Consider the following 22568-nt stretch of genomic DNA (forward strand, 5'->3'; position numbering starts at 1 on the left):
CGGCCTCAGTCCTCCCCCTTGCGCATACCGCATAGCAACGGCATACCGCGGACACCCGCCGACGTCACTCCCGACAACGCAGCGGAAAGGTCAGTAACACGCGGCCATTCGCAAGCAGTCCGAGCGTGCGACGCCAGCCCGCGGCCACGGCAGTGACGCCTCGCCATCCAGCGACATCACATTGCCCATCGCCATTCCACCCCGTTGCCAGCACCGTGCCGTCCGACCGGAGTCCCGCCGTATGAGACCTGCCCGTGTTCGTCGCGGTATGGACGTTGCCAGCTGCCACCGCGACGACGTCTTCCCATCGCTCGACACGACATTCAGCGGCCGCGGTATTGCCCACGGCGAGAACGGTTCCATCCCAGCGCCGTCCGACCGAATGACGCCTTCCGGCCGTCAGCGCCGACGAGCTAGCGAACATTCCGCCTCCTTGTGCTCGGCGCGAGTTCACGACAGGGGATGCCACCCTACTTCGGCCTGGAATCAGAGCGCGGTCCTCAGCCTTCGCCAGCAGACGACGGCACAACCGAGTGTGATGAAGGCGCGGTGGATGTCGTCGCGGACCTCCCAGCGGTGCTGGACCGGCACCTGCACCACCTGCGGCCGCCCCCTGACCCGAGCCAGAACCTAACGAAGCACTACTAGGCCGTTTCTTCTGGATCGTCTCGCGGTCCAGATGATGATGCCCGCGATGTGCAGAGCGGCGAGGTAGATGGTGGCCGTCTTGTCGTAGCGGGTGGCCAGGCCGCGTCACTGTTTGAGCTTGTTGATGCACCGTTCGACGGTGTGGCGCTGCCGGTAGGCGTCGCGGGTCGAAGGCCGGCGGTCTGCCGTCGGATCGGCCTCGCTTCTTGCGCCTCCCTGCTCGAAGAGCCAACGGTCCGCCGCCCGCTACGACGTGGGCAAAACAGTCAGGCGGCCGGAGGTCATCGCCGACCGCGACCGAATCAGGAGCTCAGCACATCAGCGAGAGTTGCGTGCACACGTCCGGGAGTGATGGTTGTGATCGTGTATCTCGCAACGCCGTGGATGACGAACGGATCCTGCTGAGTAATCTGCTCAATCGTGCCACGATCGACGCCGTGAGCGATGATGGCCCCACCGATCGAGGTGGGAACCGTCTGTCCGGAGACCAGGAACGTGCCATCGTGGTGGTGCCGTTCCAGGTAAGCGACGTGGCCCTCGATGAACGGGCCAGCATCCTGTTCCGAGCCGACGTAGTGGAGAAACAGCAGGTGCAACATGGTGACTCCCTCAGCATCGTAGGTCGCTGAAGCAGCTTGACACCTACTGATCGGCAGGGCTCTACCCGGTCCATGGCCTTGTCGACGTCGAACACCACGAGGTTGAAGAACGAGTTGAGTGTCGGGGAGCCGTCGGCTTGCGCCCGCAGTTTCGTCAATGACGTAGCCGGGCGGCAGCGGCCAGTATCGGGGTGGTGACGGCGGTGGCGGCGGCGCCGAACGTGGTGTCAGTGGCCAGGATCAGGCGGACCGTTCGCATGGCCAGGGTGAGAACCTCGCTGCCGCGCAAGCGTGTGCCCGCCTCGAATCGGTTCACCGCCTCGACCAGCGTGCTGCCGCCGTCAGCGACGTCGCCCAGAACCTGAAGCAGAGCTGCAGCATCGCGGATTGCCGCGCCGGCCCCCTTCCCGGCGGTGGGCGGTGTCGCGTGGACGGCGTCGCCCAGCGCGGTGATACGGCCCGCAGGCCACGGCGCGAGTTCGGCGGCCCGGGTCGATGCGGCGTTGAAACGGAACGCGGCTACGCTGCACGGGTCGGCGCGGGCGATGACCTCCAGCGTGTGCCCGGCCCAGCCCCGGTCGCGAAACCCTCGCAGCAACGCGTCCTGCAGCTGGCCTCCGTCCAGGTCGCGAAGGGAGTCGGTCGCGGCGGATTCGGGGAACATGGCGCCCCAGATGTAGGTCGGGCCCGTGGTGACGGACATCCGCAACCCGGGGGCGTCGAGCGCGGCGTTGCCCACGGGGTCGAGGAAACCGACATACAGCGCCGCGCCCCGCGGTCCCATCGCCGTCCCTGACCGCAGTCCGAGCCGCCGCTGTTCACCGGGGCTCAGGTCCCTGCGGAGGGTACGGCCGGAAAACCCGATGATGCCCGCCGGGCGGTTCGTCGGGCCTCCCGCCAGATGCCGGGCGACCAGGGAATGGACGCCGTCTGCACCTACCACCAGATCCGCGGGGACAGGTGCCGCGTCGGCGAACAGCACGTGGGGTGTGCCGTTGTCGTCGTGGCCGACGCCGGACACGGTTCGCCCCAGATGCAGGTCATCGCCGACCGCCTCCGCCAGCAGCAGGCGCAGCGTGATGCGGTCGACATCGATGCTGGCGTCACCGGTGAGATCCGGGCCGCGGCCGAGCAGTCGGCCGCGGCGGTCCCAGAACGCATCACGGTCGCGCAGCCTCAGCGCCGAGGCCGACGCCAGCAGACGCCGCACGATCTCCGGCGCCACCAGTTCCCGCAATGCCGCCTGGGCCTGTTCGTCCAGGGTGATGTGGTAGCCGCCTGTGGCCGCCACATCGGCGTCGCGGTCGAACACCGCCACCTCGAACCCCCGGCGGCGCAATCCTGCCCCCAGCGCGAGTCCGCCGATTCCGCCCCCGACCACCACAACACGCATTCCCTCGGTCCTTTCGCCACTGCCGGCCTGCTCCGGCGCTCGACACTGGCACCGGTAGTGGACATCGAGTGGCCACTACCGGTCATGATGGAATGATGGCGAACACCTCACGACGGGCCTTACGGCTCCTGTCCCTGCTCGGATCACGCCGTCAGTGGCCGCTGCACAAGCTTGCCGGCCACCTGGAGGTCAGCGAGCGCACCGTCCGCCGCGACATCGAGACCCTGCGCGAGCTCGGATACACGATCACCACCGTCCACGGCCCCGACGGCGGATACCGGCTCGGCGCACGGCACACCCTCCCGCCACTGGTGTTCGACCACGACCAGGCCCTTGCCGTCGCGGTGGCCCTGCAGACCGCGCCCAGCACGGTGTTCGGCCTCGAAGACGATGCGGCACGGGCCCTGATCACCCTGGAACAGGCCCTGCCCGCCGCGCTGCGGGCATCCATGGCATCCCTCCACCTGACCAGGCTGCGCAACTACTGGGAGTTCCCGGCACCCCCCATCGACTCGGCCGCGCTCACCGCTGTGGGAACCGCGGTGCGCCACCGCCACGTACTCGTCGCGGAAACGCTGCGCGCCGACGGCTCCCGCCCCGGAACCGGGGACGACGACTTTCTGCCCGCCCGCCGCATCGAGCCCCATCACCTGGTCATCTGGTCAGGCCGGTGGTACCTGGTCGCCTACGACCTCGAAGATCACCAATGGCGAGTACACCGTGTCAACCGTCTTCGCCTCCGCCCCACGGCGCGCCCCTTCAGTCCGCGCCCGCTCCCCCACCACGACCTCGCCGACTTCGTCATGAGCAGTCATGACCGCGGCGACACCCCCGCCGCCTGGGAATGCACCGGCAGGGCCCGGCTCAACCTGTCGGCCGATGTCGTCGCCCGCTGGGCACCAGGCGGTTCGGTCGTCGAACACCTCGACACCGAGCACTGCCGGCTCACTCTCGGCGCCTGGTCCTGGGCCGGCATCGCCGGAATCCTCGCCACCTTCGACACCGAACTCTCCGACCTTCACCCGCCCGAACTCGCCGATGCCTGCCGACGGCTTGCCCACCGGCTGGCCACCGCCGCGGACACCGGATGAGGAACGCACGCAAGGCGCACGCAAGGCCGTTCCTTTCAGATCGTCCTCTGCCACAGAACCGCTTCACGGTCCTCGTGGGCGAGGCAGCGGCGGACGAGATCGGCATAGGACTGGCTGCCGAAGCCGGGCACCACCGACACGGGTAGGCCGTACTCGGCGAGCCAGCCGGTGAGCAGCTGCCGCAAGGTGTCCTTCTCCGCCGCGACGTAGAGGGCGTAGGGCTGGCCGCGGGTGCGGTCCAGGCGGAAGTACTGCGGCATCTCGCGGACGAAGGCGCCAGCATCGGGCCAGGGCGGGGGAACGTGTACTTCGCGGAGGGTGTCGATCAGGTCGGGGAAACCTCCTTCGCGACGGGCGCTGGCGGTGCGGGCAGAGAAGCGGCGGTACACGGGCGGGGTGTTGGGCAGGAGGCCGGCGGCGACCAGGCGGCCGTGCAGCCGCTGCCGGTCGGGCCCGGCCCGCAGCGGCACTACACCATCCAGCCCCAGTCCGTCACCGGCACCTGCCACTACCGCCACACCCAGCATGGTCAGCCGCTGCCCGACACCCGCTGCCCCCGGAGCCACCAGCCCCGCCGTCACCCAGGCCAACCGAGCCCGGACCATCTGCCACCCCGGCTACACCCACACCATCCGCCCGCCCCAGTCCGTCACCGATCCGGCCAGACAGCCCGCACACAGCTGCTCTGCCCAGCGGCCCCGGGGACCGGATGGGCACCACCCGTCCGAAGGACCGAGGGCACGCGTCGGGGAATCCTCGAAACGCTCAGCTTGTCCCTTGGGGGCTGTGCCGCACCCTTCGTGCCGCTCATGAGGCCCGCCAGTCTGGATTGCGCAGCCGGTAGCGGACGCGGCAGGGGACGCTGAGGCCGCGGGGAGACAGGCCGGTGACGGGAGTCGGGGTGTCGAGCAGGTCCATTCTGTCGTGGCGCAGCAGCAGGCTGAGGAGAACCTTGGTCTTCATGCGGGAGAAGTGCTGGCCCAGGCAACGATGGATGCCGGCGCCGAAACCCAGCAGCCGCCGGCTCGCCTTGGGGTCCTCTTCGTAGCGCTCGGGACGGAACACCTGCGGGTCGGGGAACTCCTCCGGCAGCCGGTGGGTGAGGTACGGGGAGGTGAGCACCATGGTGCCGCGCCGGATCCGGTGACCGCCGATCGCCAGGTCGTGTGTCGCCTTGCGGGCGATCAGGATGGCAAGGGGGTGCAGTCGTTCGGTCTCGTACAGCATGCGGTCCAGGTGTGTCAGGCGGTGCAGGGCCTCCATGGTCAGCGGGGCCTCGGTCCGCGGATCCAGTTGCGCCTGCTGCTCGGTCAGCAGGGCGGCATGGTGTTCGGGGTGGGCCAGCAGGTCGGTGAGGGCTCAGGCGAGCTGGTTGGCGGTGGTCTCCCGGGCGGCCCATACCAGTGCCAGTGCCTGGTGGACCGAGGCACTGTCCGGTACGGGCGTCCCGTTGCGGTAGCGGCTGTTGATCAGGGACTGGAGGAAGTCGGGCTCGGGCAGTGGCCGCGCGCGTCGCTGAGCCAGGCAGTGCAGGACGAGAGTGTGCAGGTGGCGGCGGGCGGCGCGGCTGCGCCGGGCACGGACCGGGTGCAGCCCGGCCGGCAGCAGGAAGCTGACGTTGCCCGAGAACTCCTCGAACAGTTTCAGGGTATCCGTGAACAGCGGGCCGAACTCCTCGCCGAAGAAGCAGCGCGTGATGATGCGCAGGTTCAGCTCGCCGCACATCCGGACCAGCTCCACCTCCCCCTCGTTCCCCAGCCGTGTGATGAGCTCCCGGGGCTGCTGTTCCATCACGCCCAGGTATCTCTGGAGTGCGTGACCGCGGAAGACTGGTGTGAACAGCTCGCGCTGGCGGTGGTACTCCGCTTCCTCGGCCATGAAGTAGAAACCGGTGCCGAACATCGAGCGCAGGAAGGGGTAGGCGGCGCCGATGGACAGTGTGGTCTCAGGATGGGTGAGTACCTCTTTGCGGTGTTCGGGGTGCAGCAGCACGGCCATGGATGTGCCGACCAGGTTCAGCCGGAACAGCGGCCCGTGTTCGGCGTACCCGCGGGTAAGGATTCCGACCGCGTCGTTCATGAAGGCGGGCAGGTGTCCGAGGACGGGTCGGGCACCGGGCACCAGGGGAATGGCGGCGTCGGGAGCCGTGTGGCGGGACCGTGCGGTGGGCATCGCGGGCGTCCTTGAGGAGGGCTCGGGTGGGCTCGGCCGGTGTGGAGGCTGTGTCCGGGCCTACGCCCGGTGGGGCGTAGGCGAAGGGCCGGCCGTACCGCTGCCGTCGTGGCCGCCGGCGCGCAGATACCGGGCCAGCGCACAAACCGGGAAGAGCAGCCGGTACAGGTGGTAGTTCAGCGGCAGGTCCCCCGGGAAACCGGTGCCGGTGTACTGCGGCTCGTCCCAGGAGCCGTCTTGCGAGCCAGCCAACGCATGCCGGCGGCGACCGATTCGCTGTGGTGTCTCCCGGCGGCGAGCAGCCCGAGCAGCGCCCACGCGGTCTGGGAGGTGGTGGAGGGGCCCGGCCCCGCCAGGCGGGGTCGGCGTAGGACTCCCACCGTTCGCCCCAGCCGCCGTCGGGGTTGGCGTGCTTCTCCAGCCAGCGCACGCCGCGCTGCACGGCCGAGTGGTCGACGGGCACGCCGGCTTCGATGAGGGCGGGGAGGACCGCTCCGGTGCCGTAGAGGTGGTTGACCCCCCAGCGGCCGTACCAGGAGCCGTCGCTCTCCTGGTGGCGCAGCAGCCAGTCGATGCCGGCGCGGGTCGCCGGGTGCCCGGCCCGCCCGGTGGCCGCCAGCATCTCCACCACCACGTGCGCGGTGACGTCGGCCGACGGTGGGTCGGTGACCTCGCCGAAGTCGCAGAACGGCAGCCGTTGGGGCCAACGGCTGGTGTTGTCGGTGTCGTACGCGCCCCAGGCGCCGTGCTTGGACTGCATGCCCAGGTTCCAGTCCACTGCTCGGCGCACTGCAGCGGCCGCCTTCTCCGGCCGCGGGTGCCGGACCCGGGAGAGGGCGAGCACGACCTCGGCGGTGTCGTCGGTGTCAGGGTAGTTGCGGTTGTGGAACCCGAAGGCCCACCCGCCCGGGGCCAGGCGGGGACGGTGCACGGACCAGTCCCCGCGATGGCGGACCTCCTTGGCCAGCAGCCAGTCGGCGGCCTTGACCAGGGGCGGGGCGTCAGGGGCGAGGCCGGCGTCGGTCAGCGCGATCACGGCCAGGGAGGTGTCCCACACCGGGGACTGGCAGGCTTCGACCCAGCGTTTGCCGTCGGCGGTGCGCACGGTGAAGGCTTCGGTGGCCCGCAGGGCGGCGCGCAGCACCGGGTGGTCGAGGTCGAAGCCGCACAGCCGCACAGCCGCACAGCCGCACAGCCGCACAGCCGCACAGCCGCAGCGCGATGATCGAGTAGACGAGGGGCGGCTGGATGCCGTTGAAGCAGCCGTCCGCCTCCTGGCGTTCGATGATCCAGCCGACCGCGGTCCGGATCGCGGTCGGCGCAGTGAGCGCGGGACGATTCTGCGCCACCGGTGCAGGACCCGGTCCAGGCGGTGGAAGACGCCGTCCCACGACGTCAGCGGGGCCCTGGCGGTCGGAGGGTTCGGGTGCGCCGGATCGGTGTGCAGCTCGTCGATGGCGAACGGGGCCGGAACGGCCGGCCGGTGGGCGCACACGATCGTCAGCGGGACGACGGCCTGCCGGGCCCAGCAGCTGAACGAGTACAGGTTCAGCGGTGCCCATGTGGGCAGGAAGATCATCTCCGTTGGGAGCTCAGGCAGATCCTCCCAGCGCCACCAGCCGAACAGCGCCGGCCAGATCCGAGTGAACACCCTGGACCGGACCACCCCGCCGTGTTCGCGCACCCACGCCGAGGCCGCTGCCATGTGCGGCGCCTGCGGCGGGTCCCCGGCCAGCCGCAGGGCGAGGTACCCCTCGATCGTGGTGGACAGGTCGCCCGGGCCGTCGGTGCAGGTGGCCCAGGCGCTGTCCGTCCGCGATCCGGACCGGGAACCCGCTCATGTGCATCCTGGCAAGAATCATGCCCAGGACGAACTCCGGCAGCCGGCTCGGTGGGAACACGTACACGAACATCATCTGCGGCTGGGTGACGCCCCGGGCAGGGAACTCTGTTCGAACGGTGGTCCGCCCAAGCCCAGCGAAACCACCGGGACCGCCCAGGCCGCCACCGCCGCGGCGCCGGCCGCGACCGGGAGCCACCCCGGGCGAATGCGCCTGACCAGCGGCAGCAATAGCGGGAAGAGCAGGTAGAACAGCAATTCGCAGGTGAGCGACCAGGCGACGCCGTTGCCTGCCAGGCCGAACTGCGGCAGCGGGATGAGGGTGCGCACCAACAAGGCGTTGGCCGCATCGCCCAGCACTGTAGGGGCGGGCATGGCGCCGATGATCGGGCGAGGCATCCCCATGCCGCGGAAGAGCACCATGATGAGCCCCCAGACGACCAGATGGCTGGGGTAGATCTTGACGATGCGCCGGCGCCAGAAGCTGCGGGCCGCGTCCATCTCCCGCGCCGAACAAGTCAGCACGAACCCGCTGAGGACGAAGAACAACGAGACGCCGACCGGGCCCAGCAGGAAGAAGGCCGGGGCCGGCCAGCTGCCCCTGCGCGCGGCCTCCAGGGTGGCCACGTGGCAGACAAACACACCGAACGCGGCAACGAATCGCAACCCTGTCAGGGAGGGCAACCACGCGCACGCGGCCGACAGGGGCGTGGCCGTACTGCTCCTGAGATGTCCTTTGCCCACCAGCCCAACGTCCGCGCCGAACGCCCTCCGCCCACCCCGACCCGCACGACGACTCACCGGATCGGGCGCAGCCGACACTGCCGAACGACTGGTTCGACGGCCCCCGAGGCGCGCACAGCGGATTCCGGCGGCCGTGGTCCGTAGCGTCCTGTCATGCCACACGCGTCACCGCAGAAACCCGTCGCGCCGAAGGGATCCGCATGACCGCGCCGACCTTCGAGGCCCTGGCACCGCCCGGCACGAATTTCACCGCAGATCCGTACCCGGTCTACGCGCTTCTGCGTGAGCGGGGGCCCGTGCACCGTGTGACCACCGCCCCCTACGGCGAGGTGTGGGCGGTCCTGGGCTATGAGGAGGTGCGGGCGGCGCTGGCCGATCCACGCCTGCGCACCAGCCCGGCCGCCCCCTCCGCACCCGAGACGGCGACCGGCACCACCACAGAAGACAGGGGCGAAAACGGAGATGCGTACGGGAACATCATGGGCCCGTCCATGCTCCACAGCGCCCCGCCCGGCACACCCGACTGCGCGGGCTGGTCGCCACGGACTTCACCAACCGCCACGTCCGGACGATGCGCCCCCGCATCCAAGAGGTCGCCGACGAACTCCTCGACGCGATGGCGCCGCACGGCCACGCAGACCTCGTCGAGTCCCTCGCCCTGCCCCTGCCCACGACTGTCATCTGCGATCTCCTAGGGGTGCCCGCCGAGGACCGCGAGCAGTTCTGCGGCTGGTCCGCCCAGATCGTCACGGCTCCCAGCGTCGAGGCCGGTGCCGCGGCCGGGGAGGCCCTGACCGGCTACCTCTCCGACCTCGTCGACGCCAAGCCACACCGCGACGCGGGCGGTGACCTTCTCAGTGCCCTGGCCCGCACGGCGGACGACGACGGCGACCGGCTCGCGCCCGACGAACTGCTCGGCATGGCCTTCCTCCTGCTCTTCTCCGGGCACGAGACCGCGATCAACCTGATCTCCAACGGCGCCTACGCGCTGCTGCGCCACCCCGACCAGCTGGCCGCACTGCGCGCCGGCTGGACCCTCCTCGACGGTGCACTCGAAGAGATGCTGCGCTACGAGGGCCCGGTCAAGGAATGCACCCTTCGATTCGCCGCAGAGCCGGTGGACATCGCCGACGTCACTATCCCGGCCGGGGAGCGAGTGCTCCTCGTCCTTGCCGCGGGCTCCCGCGACCCCCGCCGCTTCGCCGAGCCCGACCGGTTCGACATTCGGCGCGACGCGCGCGGTCACCTGGGGCTGGGCCATGGCATCCACCACTGCCTCGGCGCCCCGCTAGGCCGGCTGGAGGCCGCAATCGCCCTGCGGGCCCTCTTCGAACGCTGCACCGACATCACCCTCGATACCGACCCGGCCGACCTGGCATGGCGCCCCAGCAGCTGGCTGCGTGGGCTCGCACGCCTTCCCGTGCGCTACACCCCTTTCTCCTGACAAACCCGCAACTCAGCGCAGGCACTGCGCAACTGATCGACACAACGGCCGCCGACCTGCCTCGCGTGACAGCGCCACTCTCCCGGGCTCGCTGACACTTCTGCAGCCGAACTCCCTCAAGCCTCCTGCCCGACGTCACCGTCAACGGCAAAGACATCGGCCGCTGACTCGCCCGGCAGCGCACACATACCACCTGGACCAAGCTCACGGCCGGGCAGCGCCAGCGCCTGGAGGCGTCGCAGGTGGCGAAGGCGGTGACATCCTGGGCGAGGGCGGAGAAGAGGTGGACTCCGCTGGGGTCCCAGTCGGAGATCACCAAGATGCGCACGGTGCGGTGGTCGCCGGCGGCCGCGCGCGGGGCGGCGCCGCGTTTGCCCGTGAGGCTGTTGAAGCCGGAGCCGGAGCCGGAGTAGACCGGTATGCCTTGAGGGTCGGCGACCGCGGCCGGCTGCGGCACCATCCCGGCCGCCTCCGACACCACCTCCAGGCGGGCCGGTTGCCCGGCCTGCCGGTCCAGCCGGAAGGCTTCGGCCGCCTGCCGCTGGGCGGCGAACCGGGCCAGGACTTCATCAACGGTGGCCAGCAGTGCGCACGTCGCCGGCCGCGGACGCCAGTGGGGCTGGTAGCCCCGAGGACCCCAGGACGACAGCCCACAGAAGGACCGCGAGTCCGCGTCGCCGGATCGCGAGGCGGCCGATCCTGTGGAGCAGGGCGGCCATGAGGCGTGCAACTTTCGTGCTCGTTCGGTCGTAGGGGATTGCTTCGTGTGACCGCGTCCGGCCGTCGCAGGGCGTCGGTGCTCAGGAGGCGCGGCAGGCGGGTCGTCCGGTCTCTCGTCCCTGCGTGACGGCAACCGTCACGTACCGGTCGTCAGCCAGGCGGTCGCCGACGGAGGTGATGCCGGCGGGTGTCCGCGGCCGTCATCCGGCCGGGCTGGCCGCGGGCTGAGACTTGCCGAACATCTGGCAGGTGGCCGCTTCGACGAGGGCCTTGTTCGTAGTGGCGGCCTTCTCTTCCTTGATGCCGAAGTTCGTGCTCGTCAGGACGGCGACACTGCGCCGGCCGCTCGCGTCGGTGTAGATCTCGCTGGAGTAGCCGGGCAGGCCGCCGGTGTGCCCCCACACGGTGCCGCAGGTGGTGTCCACCCGCATCAGACCCAGTCCGTAGCCACCGCCCTCCTCGGGAGCGGCGACCGTGGTGCGCATCTGCTTCAGCTGCGCCTCGGGCAGCAGCTCGCCGGAGATCAGCGCGGTCAGGAAGCGCTGCCAGTCCTGTGCGGTGGAGACCATGCCGCCGGCCGCCCAGGACCAGCCCGGGTCGATGGCAGAGGTGTCGACGTTGTCCCCGGGACGCTCGGGACCGGCGAATCCGACGCCTTCGGGCAGGTCAACGGTTCGGGAGAGGATGGTCTTCAAGCGCTCGGCGTCCGGCTCGTAGCCGGTCACGTGCTGCCGGCCGGTGTTCCAGTCGGCCTTCGTGGCAAAGTACGAGTCCTTCATGCCGAGCGGCCCGGTGATCTTCTTCTTGATCAGCTCGGCCAGGCCGCTCCCGGTGGCCTTTTCGAGAATCAGCCCCAACGCCTCGTAATTGGCGTTGCTGTACGAGTACGTCTTGCCGGGCTCGGTCGGCGGGTCCTGTTCGGGCGTGATGGCGAGCAGCTTCTCCGGTGTCCAGGTGCGCTTGGCCTGACCGGTGAGGGAGGGCAGGAATTGCGGCGTCAGCAGGAAGTCTCCCAGGCCGCTGGTGTGGTTGAGCAGCATCCGTACGGTGATGTGCTCACCGCCCTTGACCAGTCCGGGCAGCCACTGCTCCACCGTGTCGTCCAGACCGATCCGCTTGTCGGCGACCTGTTGCAGGACGAGCGTCGCGGTGAGCGTCTTGGTGTTGGACCCGACCCGGAACCGGTCGTCGGCGGCGAGGTGGTGGTCGTCTTTCGTCCAGGCGGCCTGCCGGGCGATCTCGACGGGCTTCCCGTCGCCGGAGTCGACGCGGACGATGACGCCCAGGGAGCCGGTGTCCGCCGCCTTCTGCGCGAGGGCGCTCAGCCGCCCGGCCGCCCCGGTGTTCGCCGCGCTCCGCCCGGCCGCCGGCCCGGCCCCGCCCGACCCTGCATCCGAACAGCTCACCAGCGCCGCGCCCAGGCAGGTCGCCAACGCCATGGTCAGCACCCCCCGACGGATCCGATGACGGCGGGACGGCGTATGTGCGGACATGGCAAGTTCCCTTCGGCGCAAGACAGTTGCTGCGTGCGCAGAGGGACCTGACAGTCACCCGTCGAGCGACCTTTCGGCGGGTCCCGCGCACACCGACCATTCAGCCAGCGGCACGCACCCGGTACATCCCTCGATGGCGGGCTTCCCGGCGACGCGGGATCACTCCAAGGAATGACCCAGAGGCACCCGGCCTCTCGCCGCCCCGCCCGCCCACCGGACGGGTCAGGACAGGGTGTCCCTGGCCAACACCGCCGCCTGCGCCCTGCTCTGGCAGCCGGTCTTCGTGAGGACACGGCTGACGTGCGTCTTCACCGTGTGCAGACTCACCAGCAACCGGTCGGCGATCTCGGCGTTGCTCAGCCCGTCCCGGATCAGACGCAGCACGTCGACCTCCCGCTCGGTGAGGTCCCTCAGCCGGGCCAGCTCCTGGTCGCTGGGCCGGCGCCGGCCGCTGAGATGGCCCTCGATGATCCGCCGGGTCACCACGGGACTCAGCGCGCTGTGCCCGGCCGCCGCGGCACGGACGGCTCCGGTCAGCTCCTCGTACGAACTGTTCTTCAGCAGGAAACCGGACGCTCCGGCCGCCAGCGCGTCGTCGACGTACTCGTCCAGGTCGAACGTCGTCAGCATGAGCACCCGGCTGCGCCCCGGCCCGAGCAGTCTCCGGCGGCCCAGCTCGGTCAGCGCCCACAGGCCGTTGCGGCGCGGCATGCGAATGTCCATCAGCAGCACGTCCGGCCGCAGCCGCGCGCACGCCTCGACGGCTTCCTCACCGTCGTCCGCGGTGCCTGCCACGGTGATGCCCGTCTGGCTGTCCAGGATCGCGCTCAGTCCGGCGCGGATGATCGGCTCGTCGTCCACGACGAGCACGCTGATCTGCTCAGACACCGGCAGGCTCCCACGGCATCGTGGCCACGACGCGGAAGCCGCCGTCCTCGGTCGGGCCCGCGGTGAGTTCGCCGTCCAGTGCCCTCACCCGTTCCTCCATGCTGACCAGGCCGAGCCCGATGCCCGCGCCGGCCGTGCCGCGCCGCGCGGCGCGACCGTTCACGACCTCGCACCGCAACTCTCCCCCAGCGTCGTCGACACTCACCCGGACCGGCGCCCCGGGCGCGTGCCGCCGCGCGTTGACCAGTGCCTCCTGCACGACGCGATACGTCGCCAGCTGCACCGGTCCCGGCACGGACTCCAGCGCGCCGGCCGTCGTCAGCCCGACCGGCCCTCCCGCGGCACGGTGACTGTCCAGCAACGCGCCCAGCTCGCCGAGGTCCGGCACGGGCTGGAGCGGGGCCGCGTCCGCGGGGTCACGCAGCATCCGCAGCAGGTCGCGCAGTTCGCCGCTGCTCTGCCGGCCCGCCGCCGCCAGTCCGTCCACCTGCGTGCGGGCCCAGTCGGGCAGTTCGCCGCCGCGGGCCCGCAGGGTCTCCGCGTGCACCACGAGCAGGGTCAGCGAGTGCGCGACCACGTCGTGCATCTCTCCGGCGATCCGTGTCCGCTCGCGTTGCGTGGCCTGCGCCGCCTCCAGGGCCTGTGCCCGGCGCGCGTCGGCCGCCCGCCGCTCGGCCGCGGCCAGTAGTTCCTGCCGGGTCCGCGCGGCGAATCCCATCGCCCACGCCAGCGGCATCGGGGCCAGCGCGGCGAGGACGTCCAGACCGCCCTGGAAGTCGTCGGAGTCGGTCGTCATCCGGTTCAGCCAGAGACCGGCCGCGCTCAGCACGGTGACGCCGAGGACCGCCGACACGGTTCGCCTCCAGCTCGCGCAGTGACTGCCCATGGCGTAGAGCAGCACCGCCAGCGGCAGGAAGACCAGCGGTGACAGCTTGGCTCCCGCGCCCGCGCTCCCCACCAGCGCCACCAGCAGGGTCCCGAAACCCACGACGAAGGCGGTGGCCGGCAGTCGCCGCCGCAGGAGCAGGATCACCACGCCCACCGCCTCGTACACCGTGAGCGACGCCCACGCCGCCCCGGAGGTGTCCACGTACGGCTGCGACAGCAGCGCCGGCAGAAACGTCAGTACGACCAACCCGGCGTCGGCGCCCCACCCGGGCCACCTGCCGTCCATCACTCTCATCCGCCCGACACTATGACCTCGCACGCGGCTCTTCATCACTCCAAAGAGCCACTCGCACGCCGGCGTGGCCCGACCCGCCTCACCGAGGATCAAAGGTGAGCATACGGCCGCCCCCGCAGGGCGCGCCGATGGACGCGGTCGTCTGCACCCCTGCCCGCCACCGCCTTCGACGACGACACCGGCACCCTGTGGGCCGGGACGTACCGGGGGACGGAAACCCCGTCCCGCATCACCGTGACGGTCGCCGGACGCACCGTCGAGGCCAGCCTCCTGGTCCTGTCGTCACGGCCCGGCTGGATCGCCTACTACGCCGACTTCCCCGATGTACCCAACGCCCCCGACGCCCAGGACACCGACCGGCACCCCGCGATCACCGCCCGCTCCGCCGACGGCACCACCATGGCGACGCTCCGGGAAGCGACCTCACCGACGGTGGTGACCCTCACCGAATAAGCGTCCGTCGCCGTCAGTGAGGCGGAGCGTGAACGACTTCTTCCGGGGTCTTTCAGCGTCACCGCCGCCTGACGCGGCACCGAGTCCGACGCGGCCGTGTCCGCCGGCTCAGAAGACGCGGTCGCGGTGGATGTGGTGCGGGATGAGATCGAGGAAGGCGTGCAGCGCGCGTGTCGGCGGTCGGGTCGCCGACACGACCACGCCGAGCGTCCAGGAGAGCCGGGCGTCCGCGAGAGGAACGACACGCACCGCGTCCCCGGCCGTCTCCGCGAAGTCCGGGGGCAGCAACGCCACCCCCAGGTTGTGCGCCACGAAGTCCGCGATCGTCGTGATGTCCGAGGCCTCGATCAGTACCCGCCGGGACAGCTCCGCCCTCGTGAACGCATCGTCCACGATCTGGCGTTGCCCGAAGCCTGGGGGCATGTCGACGAACGGTTCCTTCGCGACGTCCCTCAGTCGCACGCTCTTCCGGCCGGACAGCCGGTGACCGGCCGGGACGAGCAATTGGACGTCGAACTGCTTGATGGCCCTCGTCCTGAGGTGCTCGTCCTTGATGTCGGCGCCCACGAAGGCGACGTCGACGTGACTCTCCTTGATCCGTTCGATCAGTCCGGCAGTACCTCGTTGGGAGGTCTCGGTACGCAGCCGGACCTCGGGATGGCGCCGGTGGAAGTCTCCCGCCAGGGCGGGCACGTCGATCAGGGTCAGCCCGCTGAGAACACCCACGGTGAGGCTGCCGCGCAGGCCCGCGGAGAGGGGTTCCACGGCGGCCCGGGCCCGGTCGAGCGCCTCGATCGCGGCGCGCGCCTCGGGCAGGAACGCCGAACCGGCCTCCGTCAGCCTGACCGACCGCGTGGAACGGATGAGCAGTTCCGCCCTCAGCTCGTGCTCCAGGGCCTTGATGCCGGCCGAAAGCGTGGACTGCGTGACGTGCAGTCGCTGGGCCGCCCGCGTGAAGTTCAGTTCCTCGGCGACCGAGAGGAAGTATTCCAGCCGTCTCTGGTCCACGCCTGCCCTCCATTCATCGATAGTTCCGTTTACGTCTTCGAGAACATTCGTTGGACACGATAGCCGGGCAGAGCGACTGTGGTCGTGCGGGCCACCGGCCCGACCCGTCAGCGGAAACGTCAGCGAAAGAGAATGACCATGCGTGTACTGCTCACCGGCGGCACCGGCTACATCGGAGCCTCGATTCTCGACCGGCTCATCTCCGGCGGGCACCAGGTGACCGCCGTGGTCCGCTCCGCCGAGAAGGCCGAGCTGGTACGGGCCAAGGGCGCGGAGCCGGCGATCGCCGACCTGTCCGACGGCAGCGCCCTCGAAGAACTCGCGGCCTCGCGGGACGGCGTGATCCACGTGGCCTCGCCGGGCGACGAGACCAGTGCAACCGTCGACGAGACCGCTGTCACGAGCTTCCTGCGCGCGCTGCGGAACACGGACCGGCCGTTCGTGCACACCACCGGCGTCTGGGTGCACGGCAGCGGTTCGGCGATCAGCGAGTCGACCGCCATGAACGCCCCGCGGCTCACCGCCTGGCGTGTGCCGCTCGCCGAACTCGTCCTCGGTGTCCAGGATGTCCGGACTTCGGTGATCGCACCGGCGGTGGTGTACGGCCACGGCGGCGGCCTGCTGAACCTCGTCGCCGCCGGCCCGCGGACCGGCGGCGACACCCCGGCGCTCACCATGGTCGGGCCCGGTGACCAGCACTGGAGCACAGTGCACGTGGACGACCTGGCCGAGCTGTACGTGCTCGCGCTGGAGAAGGCGCCGGCCGGTTCGTACTTCCTCGGCGCCAGTGGCGTGAACCCGACCGTGCGGGAGATCAGCGAAGCGGTGAGCCGTGCCGTCGGTCTGGCCGGACGGGTCGAGTCCGAGCCGGTCGTGCAGACGCTGGACCGGCTGGGTCTGCTCGGCGAGGCGCTGCTGCTCGACCAGCGGGCCTCGGGCGACAACGCCCGACGGGTGCTCGGCTGGTCACCCCAGGCTCCGTCGATCCTCGACGACATCGCGCGCACGGACTTCTGACCGAGCCTCGCGCCCCTTCCCGAAGGAATCGACATGAGCACTCCCACCGCACCGCCTGGACCAGGACGCTCCCGTACCGCTTCCGGTGTGCCGTCCTTGGGCCCCGCGCGTCCCTCAGCACCGCGCGGCGGTTCCCTGGCCGTCGTGGCGGCCATCGCCGCCGGCATGGTGGTACCGGTACAAGCCCGGCTGAACGGCGAGCTGAGCCATCGCCTCGACGACGGCATCACCGCGGCGGCCATCAGCTTTTCCGGCGGACTCGTCCTGTTGTCCGTCCTCTTGGTCTTCTCACCAGGACTGCGCGGCGCGCTGGGCCGCGTGGCCGGAGCCGCCCGCGACGGCCGCCTCCCCCGCCGCTACCTGCTGGCCGGCGTACTCGGCGGCACGTTCGCTCTGGCGCAGTCCACCGCCGCGCTGGTCACCGGTATCGCCGTGTTCACCGTGTCGGCCATTGCCGGCCAGACCCTCGGCGGTCTCATCGTGGACGCACGGGGCATCGGCGGCGGTCTGAAGCAACGTCCCGGCGCGACGCGGCTCACGGGAGCGGCCGTCATGCTGGTCGCCGCCGCCGTGTCCGCCCTTCCCCGGTTCACCGACACCCCAGCACCCGCCGAGGTCGTCCTGCCGGCCCTCGCAGCGATAGCCGCCGGGTTCCTGCTGGGCGTGCAGCAGGCCCTGAACGGGGCGTCAACCGCCGCGTCGGGCTCGCCTCTCGCGGCGACCTGGCTCAACTTCTGCGTCGGAGCGGTCTTCCTCGTCGTCGCCTGGGGTGCGAAGACCTTGGTCCGGGGAACGCCGGGGCATGCGCTGCCCACCAGTTGGTGGGTCTACCTCGGTGGTCTGTGCGGGGTGGTGTTCATCGGCGCCTCGGCGTTTCTCGTGCGCCGCATCGGTGTCCTGCTGCTGAGCATGGCCTCGATCGCGGGACAGCTGGCCGGTTCGATCGCGCTGGACTTCCTGATCCCCTCCGGCGGCCGGTCCCCTTCCCCTCTGACCGTTCTCGGCGCGCTGCTCACCTTCGCCGCCGTCTGGATCGCTTCCCGGCGCCCGCGTGACGCCGACGGACAGTGAGCCACGTCCACGCCGTCTCTTGCCGCCCCTTGCCGCCCCTTTCACACCCTTCTCGAACAACGAGCAACACGGTGCCGCCCACGGCACGAAAGGAACCACAGATGTCCCACAACCAGCCGCAGAACAAGGTACGCATCCTGATCAAGGGTGCGTACCTGATGACGCAGGACGACAAGCTCGACACCTTCGTGGGTGATGTCCTCGTCGCCGACGGCAGGATCATCGAGGTCGGCCGGGACCTGTCCGACGACCGGGCCCGGGTCATCGACGGTACGGGCCATGCCATGCTGCCCGGTTTCATCGACACCCACCGCCACAACTGGCAGGGGGCGCTGCGCAACCTCGGCCCCGCCTGGACCTACCAGGAGTACCGCAGCCAGGTGCAGATCGGCCTCGGCCAGTACTTCGATCCCCGCGACGTGCACATCGGCAACCTGGCGGCGGACCTGATGTCCCTCGATTCCGGGGTGACGACCGTGCGGGACGAGTCCCACATCAGCAACAGCCCCGAGCACTCGGACGCGGCGATCGCGGCACACTGGGAGTCGGGCATCCGCGCCGTCTTCGACCACGGCTGGCCGTCGACCGAGGCCGAGCAGTGGCAGTTCGGCAGTGACCGTTCGCACCCCGACGACATCCGGCGTATCCGCAACGAAGTGCTGTCCGACGACTCGGCACGGGTCACGCTGAACGCGATGCTCCGCGGACCGGAGCTGTCCACACCAGAGGTGTCCGAACGGGACATCCGGCTCGCCCGCGAGCTGGGCCTGCGCATCAGCATGCACGTGGGACTGGGTGAGTGGGGAGCGAAGCAGCAGGCCATCCGGCAACTCACCGAGACGGGCCTGCTGGCCTCCGACATGACATTCATCCACTGCTGCACCTCGACCGACGAGGAACTGAGGATGCTGGCCGCGCACGGCGCCACCGCGTCCGTGGCCGGCGCCCTGGAGGTTTTCATGCCGGGTCTGGGCCAGCCTGCCACCAACCGGCTGCTGGCCGCCGGCGTCCGTCCGAGTCTCAGTGTGGACACCGAGACGATCGTCAGCGGTGACATGTTCGGCGTCATGCGGGCGACGCTCGCCTACCAGCAACTGATCCTCGCCGGTGCCGCAGGCCCCATGGACCGCAACCCCGGCCTGCCGACCTTCGACGCCGCCGACCTGCTCTCCTTCGCGACCATCGAAGGCGCACGGGCCGCGGGCATCGACGACCGCACCGGCAGCCTGACCCCGGGCAAGGAGGCCGACCTCATCATGATCCGCCTCGACCACGCCAACATGCTGCCCGCCACGGACGTCGCGGCCACGATCGTCGCGGGCGGCCACGCCGGCAACGTCGACCTGGTCATGGTGGCGGGTGACGTCCTCAAGGAGAACGGTGTGCTGAGGGGCGGCGACGCCGTCTTCGAGGAGGCCGCGGCCTCCCGTGACCGGCTGTTCCACGCCGCCGGCCTGCCGCTCCCCGCCTGAACCTGAACCGGCGGCCGACCGCGCGTGCGCCACCGGCTGGCCGGCGCAATACGCCGTCAGGTGGAAACGGCCGGGGCCAGGGGTCACCTCGTCCATGCGGCGGCCCCGGCGCCGCGCTCCGCGGCCCGCCCGGATCAGGCCCGGCACAGCCCGTCTGGCCGGTGGCGCGCGCGTGGGGACGCCAGGCTCGGCGCGCCTGCGGGGTGAGCACGATCGTCTCGTCGATCAGCCACAGGTACAGCACGACACGGATCAGCGACCGTTGCGGGATGCGCCCCAGCGAGGAACGCTCTTGCGCTTCGATAAGTCTGGTGAACAACTAACGTTCCTCCGGGAGGAAGACTCGCGGATCGCTGCGCTTTTCCCCGGGTTCCGGACGAGCGGCGGACGGTGTCTCGCCGGTCACCACCGAGCCGCTGTCCGAAGTCGTGAACATTCGGCGCGGGCGCCGCCTCCCGAACTGCCCGAGAAACGCTGTTCTTCGTCGTCGACAGAGCCAGGGCCGTCGTGCTCGCGTACACGGTGCGTGGGGAGATGGGGATGACGTTCCCGAGCCACGCTCTGCTGAGCGAGCCGGCCGACGACGCCGCGGCCTCGGCCGTGATCGAGGCCGACTACACCACGCCGCACGGACCGAGCCTGGAGGCGATCGACCCGGACGGTTCCCACGCGGCGGTGGCCGCGCTCGCGCTCGCCCGCGAGGCCGTGGCAGCAGGGCTACAGGCCCCCGAGCTGCGGGAGTTCATCCAGGAGCGGCTCGGCGTCAGGTCACCAGGCGTATCGCCAGCCCGATGAGGGCAAGTACTGCGACGCCCAGGACGCTCGCGCTGGCCATGGTCCACAGGTCTTGCAGTCGGCTCTGGCGGCGCCACCAGTTTCGTACGCTCGGTGCGTCGGCTGCGCCCGCCAGGCACAGCAGCAGGGAGAGACCGGCTCCGAGGAGGCACACTCCCGTCCACCCGGCGTGGGCATGTACTACGCCGACCAGGGCTGAGCCGATCGCGCCGCCGGCGAAGTAACACGTCATGTACGCCGAGGTGATACGCCCGCGTGCCTCCGGCCGCAGGGCGTAGATCAGCGATTGGTTGGTGATGTGTACCCCCTGGTGGGCCAGGTCCAAGAGGACGATGCCGACGATGAGTGCGGCCAGATGATGTGCCCCCAGGGCCAGCAGTCCCCATGAGCCGAGCAGGAGGATGGCTGCCGTCATTGTGGTCAGTGTGGTGCGTCCTCGATCTGCCAGCCGTCCGGCGAGCTGGGCGGCGACCGCCCCCGCGGCGCCGGCGAGACCGAGCAGCCCGATCTCGCCGTCCGACCAGCCGTAATCGGGGCCGGAGAGGAGGAAGGCCAGCGACGTCCACAACGCGCTGAAGCAGGCGAAGGCCAGGAGACCAAGGGCGGCACGGGCTCTGAGCACCGGTTCCTCGACCAGGAGACGTGCGGTGGAGCGCAGCAGTCGCGTGTAGCGCAGACCGGCCGATGCCTGGAACTGCGGCAGTGCTCGGCGCAGGGCGACGGTGAGAACGAGCATCGCCGCGGTCGCGGCCCAGTACACGGTGCGCCAGCCGCCGACGGCGGCCAGGGCACCGGATGCCGTGCGGGCCAGGAGCATGCCCAGCACCAGCCCGCTCATGACCGTTCCTACGATCTGGCCGCGTCGGTGCGGCGCGGCCAGATCGGCGGCGAACGGCACCAGGACCTGGGCGGTCACCGACAGCAGACCGGTCAGCGCGGTGCCCATCAGCAACAGTGGGGCGCTGGGAGCAACCGCTGTCAGCGCCAGGGAGCACGCCGTGGCCAGCGTCAGGCCGCACACCAGCCGGCGCCGTTCCAGCAGGTCGCCCAGCGGCAGGAGGAAGACCAGTCCGAGTGCGTATCCGACCTGGGCGACCGTCACCACCAGCGCGGCCGAGGTGGCCGACAGCCCCAGGTCTGCGGCGATGGTGTCCAGCAGCGGCTGGGCGTAGTAGTTGCTCGCCACGCACAGGCCGACGGCCACGGACATTACGGTGATCGTGCCGCGCCCCGGGCCGTCGGCGGTGGCATTTCCTGCGGGGTGCCCGGCCGCGCCTGCGGCAGGTGGTGGTTGTGCGGCTGAGGAAGCCGGGAGAGAGGCCATATGCGTCGCCTTCCGGTGTCGTTCGTCGGCAAAGTACGTCTGTGGTTTGTCCGTCGGTACACGGAACCTGTGGTGCGTCTGTCGGCACAGAAAATCTCTGGCTCGTCGGCGATGAGCGGTGCAGTGTCCGCGCCGCCCGTCGGATGGGGCCGGTTTCATGCTCTCCGCACTGTTCGCATGAATCCAACAGATGGTTGTCATACGATCGATCGCACTTCACGATGGATGGGTGGAACTCCGTCAGCTCACCTACGTCGTTGCCGTCGCCGAAACGGGCAGCTTCACTCGCGCCGCACACCGCTGTTTCGTGGTTCAGTCCGCGCTCAGTCACCAAATCGCCCGGCTGGAGCAGGAGTTGGGCACCCGGTTGTTCGAGCGGACGAGCCGGCGGGTGCGGGTGACCGCGGCCGGCGAGGCTTTCCTCGGTCCGGCACGCGAGGCCCTGGCCGCTGTGGAACGAGCCGGTGCCGAGGCAGTGGCCTGCGGCAGTGAGGTGCGCGGTCAGTTGAGCCTCGGCATCATCGCCCCGCTCACCGCGGTGGATTTGCCGGGCCTGCTCGCTGCCTACCGCAGCCAGCACCCGGAAGTGCACGTCACCCTGCGTGCCCGGCCGGTCCGGGACTTGTTACAGCAGGTACGCGAGGACGCCCTCGACCTCGCATTCGTCGATATGGGACCCGGCCGGCTTCCCACCGGACTGGCCGGGCGGGAGCTCGCACACGAAGACCTGGTCGCCATCGTCCCGCACGGACACCGGCTGGCCGATACGGCGCAGGCTACGCTCGGTCGGCTGGCCGAGGAAACAATGGTCGACATGCCTCCGGGCTCCGGCATCCGCCGGCACAACGACACGGCGTTCGCGACGGCGGGCGTTCCCCGCACCGTCGCCTTCGAGGCCGACACCATGGCGCTGCTGGAGGAGCTCGTGGGGCGCGGCCTGGGCACAGGTCTGGTACCCGCTGCCGCCGCCACGCGCATGCCCCAGGTGAGCGCGGTAACCGTGACGGATGTGGCCCCGCGAACGGTGAGCGCCGTCTGGAAGGCTTCCACGGCAACACCCGCTGCCCGTGCCTTCCTCCAACTCCTGCAGCACCACATACCGTACATGTCTCCCTCTTTTCCAGAGGGAGATGCTCCAGGAACGGCCCGAGGCGCGCCGAGCTGAGATACCGGCCGGGGCCGGCCACCCGTACGAGTCGCGGGCAGCAGGCAG

At 70.4% G+C, this 22568-nt stretch carries 17 protein-coding genes and 4 pseudogenes; 8 read left to right on the forward strand and 13 right to left on the reverse strand.

Annotated features, from left to right (window positions below):
• Positions 1 to 64: 64 nt before the first annotated feature.
• From IF20_RS40980 to IF20_RS30965, 4 genes and pseudogenes are all read right to left on the reverse strand, one after another.
• Positions 65 to 424, reverse strand: coding sequence for an RCC1 domain-containing protein (locus tag IF20_RS40980; protein WP_407702573.1), 360 nt, complete (start codon positions 422 to 424; stop codon positions 65 to 67).
• Positions 425 to 630: 206 nt separating this feature from the next.
• Positions 631 to 859, reverse strand: a pseudogene (locus tag IF20_RS40175) (hypothetical protein); the annotation flags it as partial.
• A 91-nt stretch (positions 860 to 950) separates the two neighbouring features.
• Positions 951 to 1247 (reverse strand): YciI family protein, encoded by a 297-nt coding sequence (locus tag IF20_RS30960; RefSeq protein ID WP_052868713.1) that lies wholly within the window; start codon positions 1245 to 1247, stop codon positions 951 to 953.
• Positions 1248 to 1401: 154 nt separating this feature from the next.
• Positions 1402 to 2640 carry an FAD-dependent oxidoreductase gene (locus IF20_RS30965; protein WP_052868714.1) on the reverse strand — a complete coding sequence of 413 codons (1239 nt, stop codon included), beginning with the start codon at positions 2638 to 2640 and terminating at the stop codon, positions 1402 to 1404.
• A 95-nt stretch (positions 2641 to 2735) separates the two neighbouring features.
• On the opposite strand from IF20_RS30965, the gene IF20_RS30970 reads away from it, so the two are divergent.
• Positions 2736 to 3731 carry a helix-turn-helix transcriptional regulator gene (locus tag IF20_RS30970; RefSeq protein WP_052868715.1) on the forward strand — a complete coding sequence of 332 codons (996 nt, stop codon included), beginning with the start codon at positions 2736 to 2738 and terminating at the stop codon, positions 3729 to 3731.
• A gap of 35 nt (positions 3732 to 3766) precedes the next feature.
• Here the strand turns inward: IF20_RS30970 and IF20_RS30975 are convergent, their stop codons facing one another.
• From IF20_RS30975 to IF20_RS31000, 4 genes and pseudogenes are all read right to left on the reverse strand, one after another.
• On the reverse strand, positions 3767 to 4249 hold the full coding sequence (locus tag IF20_RS30975; protein WP_199896822.1) for a hypothetical protein: 483 nt from the start codon (positions 4247 to 4249) through the stop codon (positions 3767 to 3769).
• 289 nt (positions 4250 to 4538) lie between these two features.
• Positions 4539 to 5903, reverse strand: a pseudogene (locus tag IF20_RS40180) (cytochrome P450).
• Positions 5904 to 5963: 60 nt separating this feature from the next.
• Positions 5964 to 7674 (reverse strand): annotated as a pseudogene (gene shc / locus IF20_RS38375) (squalene--hopene cyclase).
• 141 nt (positions 7675 to 7815) lie between these two features.
• On the reverse strand, positions 7816 to 8370 hold the full coding sequence (locus tag IF20_RS31000) for an acyltransferase family protein (RefSeq protein WP_234426885.1): 555 nt from the start codon (positions 8368 to 8370) through the stop codon (positions 7816 to 7818).
• 317 nt (positions 8371 to 8687) lie between these two features.
• On the opposite strand from IF20_RS31000, the pseudogene IF20_RS31005 reads away from it, so the two are divergent.
• Positions 8688 to 9931, forward strand: a pseudogene (locus tag IF20_RS31005) (cytochrome P450 family protein).
• A gap of 920 nt (positions 9932 to 10851) precedes the next feature.
• On the opposite strand, the gene IF20_RS31010 reads toward IF20_RS31005, so the two are convergent.
• The 3 genes from IF20_RS31010 to IF20_RS31020 form a co-directional block, all read right to left on the reverse strand.
• Positions 10852 to 12090: a serine hydrolase domain-containing protein gene (locus IF20_RS31010; RefSeq protein WP_052868807.1), complete on the reverse strand. Its 1239-nt coding sequence runs from the start codon at positions 12088 to 12090 to the stop codon at positions 10852 to 10854.
• A 276-nt stretch (positions 12091 to 12366) separates the two neighbouring features.
• Positions 12367 to 13038 (reverse strand): response regulator, encoded by a 672-nt coding sequence (locus IF20_RS31015; protein ID WP_052868722.1) that lies wholly within the window; start codon positions 13036 to 13038, stop codon positions 12367 to 12369.
• Complete coding sequence (locus IF20_RS31020) at positions 13025 to 14206, reverse strand: sensor histidine kinase (RefSeq protein ID WP_052868723.1); 1182 nt, start codon at positions 14204 to 14206, stop codon at positions 13025 to 13027. Before IF20_RS31020 ends, IF20_RS31015 begins: the two co-directional genes overlap by 14 nt.
• A 243-nt stretch (positions 14207 to 14449) precedes the next feature.
• Here IF20_RS31020 and IF20_RS39435 point away from each other — a divergent pair, with 243 nt between their 5' ends.
• The gene (locus IF20_RS39435) at positions 14450 to 14668 is read left to right on the forward strand and encodes a hypothetical protein (RefSeq protein WP_052868724.1); all 219 of its coding nucleotides are present in this window, start codon (positions 14450 to 14452) and stop codon (positions 14666 to 14668) included.
• A 108-nt stretch (positions 14669 to 14776) separates the two neighbouring features.
• Here the strand turns inward: IF20_RS39435 and IF20_RS31030 are convergent, their stop codons facing one another.
• Complete coding sequence (locus IF20_RS31030) at positions 14777 to 15676, reverse strand: LysR family transcriptional regulator (RefSeq protein ID WP_052868725.1); 900 nt, start codon at positions 15674 to 15676, stop codon at positions 14777 to 14779.
• Positions 15677 to 15814: 138 nt separating this feature from the next.
• Between IF20_RS31030 and IF20_RS31035 the strand changes: the two genes are divergently transcribed.
• The 4 genes from IF20_RS31035 (at position 15815) to IF20_RS31050 (ending at position 20031) form a co-directional block, all read left to right on the forward strand.
• Positions 15815 to 16693, forward strand: a complete 879-nt coding sequence (locus IF20_RS31035; protein WP_234426887.1) for an NAD-dependent epimerase/dehydratase family protein — start codon at positions 15815 to 15817, stop codon at positions 16691 to 16693.
• A gap of 33 nt (positions 16694 to 16726) precedes the next feature.
• The gene (locus tag IF20_RS31040) at positions 16727 to 17764 is read left to right on the forward strand and encodes a DMT family transporter (RefSeq protein ID WP_110944703.1); all 1038 of its coding nucleotides are present in this window, start codon (positions 16727 to 16729) and stop codon (positions 17762 to 17764) included.
• A gap of 101 nt (positions 17765 to 17865) precedes the next feature.
• Positions 17866 to 19236, forward strand: a complete 1371-nt coding sequence (locus tag IF20_RS31045; RefSeq protein WP_052868727.1) for an amidohydrolase family protein — start codon at positions 17866 to 17868, stop codon at positions 19234 to 19236.
• 540 nt (positions 19237 to 19776) lie between these two features.
• On the forward strand, positions 19777 to 20031 hold the full coding sequence (locus tag IF20_RS31050; protein WP_199896825.1) for a hypothetical protein: 255 nt from the start codon (positions 19777 to 19779) through the stop codon (positions 20029 to 20031).
• Here the strand turns inward: IF20_RS31050 and IF20_RS31055 are convergent.
• Positions 20000 to 21241 carry an MFS transporter gene (locus IF20_RS31055; protein ID WP_234426888.1) on the reverse strand — a complete coding sequence of 414 codons (1242 nt, stop codon included), beginning with the start codon at positions 21239 to 21241 and terminating at the stop codon, positions 20000 to 20002. The genes IF20_RS31050 and IF20_RS31055 overlap by 32 nt on opposite strands.
• Before the next feature lie 343 nt (positions 21242 to 21584).
• On the opposite strand from IF20_RS31055, the gene IF20_RS31060 reads away from it, so the two are divergent.
• Positions 21585 to 22520 carry a LysR family transcriptional regulator gene (locus IF20_RS31060; protein ID WP_110944717.1) on the forward strand — a complete coding sequence of 312 codons (936 nt, stop codon included), beginning with the start codon at positions 21585 to 21587 and terminating at the stop codon, positions 22518 to 22520.
• Positions 22521 to 22568 lie beyond the last annotated feature (48 nt).

This window comes from Streptomyces niger, from assembly GCF_000718305.1.
Taxonomy (GTDB): Bacteria; Actinomycetota; Actinomycetes; order Streptomycetales; family Streptomycetaceae; genus Streptomyces; species Streptomyces niger.

Excerpts from the sequence above, each read along its gene's own strand:
- IF20_RS40980 (WP_407702573.1), bottom strand. The coding sequence starts at position 424 with ATGTTCGCTAGCTCGTCGGCGCTGACGGCCGGAAGGCGTCATTCGGTC.
- IF20_RS30960 (WP_052868713.1), bottom strand. The coding sequence starts at position 1,247 with ATGTTGCACCTGCTGTTTCTCCACTACGTCGGCTCGGAACAGGATGCT.
- IF20_RS30965 (WP_052868714.1), bottom strand. The coding sequence starts at position 2,640 with ATGCGTGTTGTGGTGGTCGGGGGCGGAATCGGCGGACTCGCGCTGGGG.
- IF20_RS30970 (WP_052868715.1), top strand. The coding sequence starts at position 2,736 with ATGGCGAACACCTCACGACGGGCCTTACGGCTCCTGTCCCTGCTCGGA.
- IF20_RS31010 (WP_052868807.1), bottom strand. The coding sequence starts at position 12,090 with ATGGCGTTGGCGACCTGCCTGGGCGCGGCGCTGGTGAGCTGTTCGGAT.
- IF20_RS31020 (WP_052868723.1), bottom strand. The coding sequence starts at position 14,206 with ATGGACGGCAGGTGGCCCGGGTGGGGCGCCGACGCCGGGTTGGTCGTA.
- IF20_RS31035 (WP_234426887.1), top strand. The coding sequence starts at position 15,815 with ATGCGTGTACTGCTCACCGGCGGCACCGGCTACATCGGAGCCTCGATT.
- IF20_RS31040 (WP_110944703.1), top strand. The coding sequence starts at position 16,727 with ATGAGCACTCCCACCGCACCGCCTGGACCAGGACGCTCCCGTACCGCT.
- IF20_RS31045 (WP_052868727.1), top strand. The coding sequence starts at position 17,866 with ATGTCCCACAACCAGCCGCAGAACAAGGTACGCATCCTGATCAAGGGT.
- IF20_RS31050 (WP_199896825.1), top strand. The coding sequence starts at position 19,777 with ATGACGTTCCCGAGCCACGCTCTGCTGAGCGAGCCGGCCGACGACGCC.
- IF20_RS31055 (WP_234426888.1), bottom strand. The coding sequence starts at position 21,241 with ATGTCCGTGGCCGTCGGCCTGTGCGTGGCGAGCAACTACTACGCCCAG.